Here is a 484-nt window from a genome sequence, read left to right on the forward strand (position 1 = left end):
GATTGGCGGTTCCCGGAGACGTTGCGGGGTTGGGCGCTGAATTATCAGGATTACGGCATCGTTCGTGATCGTGGTGCTGGGGTGGCCTATGAGGAGGGCGGCGAGCAGGGCCGGGTGCTGAAGCTAGAGATGAAGAGTCTCACGTTGCCTGATGAATTCAACCGCTATTTGGCGGCGTGGGAGGATGTGCATCACGTGGGGCGGCTGACTTGCGGGACGGCGAAGACTGGTAAGAATCCGGAGTGTGTGGCTTATGCGGAGGACACCCTGATCGCGATGCGGTCGGCTCTTGGCAGGTTCACGGAGCAGGAGATCGTGGCGATGATGGATGAGTTGGTGGATCATTTGTTGGCCACTAGGTGATGCTGGCAGAGTTTGGTTGATGCGTGGGGCTTCGGGGTTGTGGTTGGGTGTCGTCGGCGGGTTGTTGGCGGTGTTGGTGGGGTTGCTGGTGGTGGTTGTGCTGCGGCCAGCTTCTCCCGAT

The 484-nt window shown here is 59.9% G+C and carries 1 protein-coding gene; it reads left to right on the plus strand.

Annotated features, from left to right (window positions below):
• Window positions 1–363: hypothetical protein (locus tag EII42_RS13145; protein WP_158676527.1), on the plus strand; the 363-nt coding region annotated here is incomplete at its 5' end.
• Window positions 364–484 lie beyond the last annotated feature (121 nt).

Origin of the sequence: Tessaracoccus sp. OH4464_COT-324, assembly GCF_003932855.1 — a bacterium.
Lineage (GTDB): Bacteria > Actinomycetota > Actinomycetes > Propionibacteriales > Propionibacteriaceae > Arachnia.